At 65.8% G+C, this 2,562-nt stretch carries 3 protein-coding genes; all 3 read right to left on the bottom strand.

The window, feature by feature from the left end; genetic code table 11:
• Positions 1-542 (bottom strand): glycosyltransferase (locus RMO40_RS18070; RefSeq protein ID WP_309724387.1); only part of this gene is annotated, 542 nt, incomplete at its 3' end.
• Complete coding sequence (gene ccrA / locus RMO40_RS18065; RefSeq protein WP_309724385.1) at positions 539-1,777, bottom strand: crotonyl-CoA carboxylase/reductase; 1,239 nt, start codon at positions 1,775-1,777, stop codon at positions 539-541. The genes ccrA and RMO40_RS18070, both read right to left, overlap by 4 nt.
• Positions 1,774-2,562, bottom strand: a 789-nt coding sequence (locus RMO40_RS18060) for an alpha/beta fold hydrolase (protein WP_309724382.1), incomplete at its 5' end; no start/stop codon positions are given. The genes RMO40_RS18060 and ccrA, both read right to left, overlap by 4 nt.

Raw genomic sequence — 2,562 nt, 5'->3', positions numbered from 1 at the left:
TCGGGCACGCCCAGGCGCGTGAGGTGGCGCTTGAACACCCGGTCGAGCACGCCGATACCGAGGTAGCCCAACCACTCGTTGATGGCGTTGGGGAAGCGGAAGCAGCACATCTGCGGCGTGGCATCGAGATCTTCGCTTCGGCCTCCGGCGATGCCGACCTGGGGGTGGGCGATGAGGAAGTCGAGCAGGATGCGCAAGGCACCCGGCCGCACCAGTGTATCGGGGTTCAGCAGCAGGCAGAACTCGGCCGGCTGCGCCTCGGCCAGCATCTCGCGGATGGCGACGTTGTTGCCTGCCGCAAAGCCGCCATTGCTGGGCGCGCGGATCAGCCTGGCCCAGGCACCCCAGTGGTTCTGCGCAATGGCCTGCGCCACGCGGTCGGCCGAGTCATCGGGCGAGGCGTTGTCGACCACGATGACCCGTGCGCCCGGCACCGAGCTCAGCTCAGGCTCGATGGACCGAAGGCAATCGATCGTGAGGTCGGCTCCCTTCCACGCGACGATGGAAATGAGCAGTCGTCCGGGGCTGACCTCTGAACTCATGCGAGTGCGTTCACCCGGATCGCCATGTTGCCCGGCGGGTGGGTGTTCTCGTGCATCAGCTGGTGCGCGGTGCCCACTTCATCAAAGGCGAAGGTGCGCGACAGCGCCGGATCGACCTGGCCGGCAATCACCATGTCATTGAGCTCACCGCACTGCTCGGCGTTGGCGAAGTGCGAGCCTTGCAAACGTTTCTGGCGCATCCACAGGTAGCGCAGGTCCACATCGGCGTTGTAGCCAGTGGTGCCGGCGCAGATGACGATCATGCCGGCGTTGTCGCACAGCAGCACCGAGGTCGGGATGGTCGACTCGCCCGGGTGCTCAAGCACGATGCGCGGTCCCTGGCGCGAGCCGAGCACCTCGGACCACTTCTTGCGGAAGGCATTGGCGCCCTTCATCCACTCGGCGTAGCCTTCGGCATCGTTGGTGTCAGGCAGGCGGCCCCAGTGGGTGAAGGCCGGGTCGGTGCGGTTGATCACGCCCTTGGCACCGAGCTTGTAGCAGTGCTCCATGCGGCCCTCGGACGACACCACCGCGATCGGGATGCCGCCCTTGGCCTTGACGATCTGGATCGCCATCGAACCGAGGCCGCCCGAGCCACCCCAGATCAGCACCGGGTCACCTTCTTTCACGATGTTGGGCGCCCAGCCCATCAGCTGGCGGTAGGCGGTCGCGCCGACCAGCATGTAGGCCGCCGCCGCTTCCCACGAGAGCTTCGGCGGCTTGGGGTGGCACTGGTATTCATCAACGCGCGTGAACTGCGCAAACGAACCCCAGTTTTCTTCGTAGCCCCAGATCCTGGCGCTGGTGCTGGTGATGGGGTCGGCACCGGCCTGGATGTCGGGCGCGTTTTGATCCCAGGTGGCGCACGAGAGCACGACCTCGTCGCCGATCTTCACCTTGCTCACCTCAGCGCCCACGGCCCAGACGATGCCCGAGGCATCGGACCCGCCGATGTGGAAGGCCGGCTCGGCCGGGTTGCCCTTGCGGCGCGCGGCGATCACGTCAACCGGCGTGCCGAGTGCGGCCCACACGTTGTTGTAGTTGATGCCCGCGGCCATCACCCACACGAGCACCTGCTTGGGGCCGGCTTGGGGCACGTCGACCACTTCGATCTGGAAGGCGCCGCGCGGCTGGCCGTAACGCTCGCTGCGGATGACGCTCGCATACATCTGCTCGGGCACGTGGCCGAGGGGTGGCATCTCGCCGAGCTCGTAGAGCTTCTTGCCGCTTGTCATGTCGTCTTCCCCTTGCTGACTCCGTCGATGACCCGCCTGAGCAGCGAGACGAGCACACGCACGTTGGGTTCCAGCACCATGTTGTCGTGGTTGCCCGGCACCTCGAACACCTCCAGCTGGGCCACGTGAGGAGTCCAGAAGTTGTCGGCACGCACGTAGTTGCGGTACGAGTCGACCAGGCGCTCGCCACTCAGCTTGAACTTCACATCGAGCTTGGGCCGGAACACGGCCACATGCACGGGCACCTGGGGGATCTGGTACTTGACCAGGCTGCGCAAGAAAGCATCACCAATGCGCTTGGACTGGAAGTTGGGCGAGTTATCGGCCGCGCCATTGGCTTTGGCGGGCTGCTGGCGACGGCGGCGTTTTTCCTTTTCCCATTCGATGCGCGAGGCGATCTTCTGCTTGACGATGCCCAGGCCTTCGCGCTGTGCGCTCTGCACCAGCATCGAAAGCTTGTCGCTCAGGCTGAAGTGGGGGATCTCGCGCGCGGGGGTGTCGAGCATCAGCACGCCCAACACCTGCTCGCCGCGCGCCAGCAGCTGGCGCGCCATCTCGAAGGCGATCAGGCCGCCGCCCGAAAAGCCACCCAGCAGATAAGGGCCTTGCGGCTGCACCTGCAGCACCTCGGTGAGGTAGTCGGTGGCGGCTTCTTCAAAGCTCTCGTGGGGCGCGGTGTCGCCATACAGGCCACGTGCCTGCAAGGCGTAGAACGGCCGGTCTTCACCCAGCAGGTGCGCCAGGTGGCTGAGGTTGAGCACGTTGCCGTACATGCCGGCCACCAC

The sequence above is a fragment of the Rhizobacter sp. genome (assembly GCF_031412075.1).
Classification (GTDB): domain Bacteria; phylum Pseudomonadota; class Gammaproteobacteria; order Burkholderiales; family Burkholderiaceae_C; genus Rhizobacter.
Note: the sequence above shows the minus strand (reverse complement) of the source record. Positions and strands in the feature narration are given on the sequence as shown.

Coding starts and splice junctions, on each gene's coding strand:
- ccrA (WP_309724385.1), bottom strand. CDS start 1,777: ATGACAAGCGGCAAGAAGCTCTACGAGCTCGGCGAGATGCCACCCCTC.